General features: G+C 64.3%; 1 protein-coding gene. It reads left to right on the forward strand.

Annotation, left to right across the window (positions count from 1 at the left end):
- Positions 1 to 330: transposase (locus tag AC0YKC_RS34025; RefSeq protein ID WP_488514251.1), on the forward strand; the 330-nt coding region annotated here is incomplete at its 5' end.
- Positions 331 to 333 lie beyond the last annotated feature (3 nt).

Consider the following 333-nt stretch of genomic DNA (forward strand, 5'->3'; position numbering starts at 1 on the left):
GACCCGTCCATCTGCCGCGATTGTCCGATGCTGGCCTCATGCACCTCAAACGCCAAGGCCGAGCGCACCATCACGCGCCACGTCTGGCAAGACGCGCGCGAGCGGGTCGACGCCAACCGGCTCACGGCATGGGGCAAGGCCATCTATCGCCGCCGCAAGGAAACCGTCGAGCGATCCTTCGCCGATGCCAAGCAGCTCTTCGGCCATCGTTATGCCCGCTTCCGAGGACGCACACGCGTCGCCTGCCAGTGCCTGATCGCAGCCGCCGCCCAGAACATGAAAAAGATCGCAATCAGCCTCTGGCCAAAACCCAAACCAAGCCTCGCATGAGGC

Source organism: Mesorhizobium sp. CNPSo 4661, assembly GCF_057784215.1.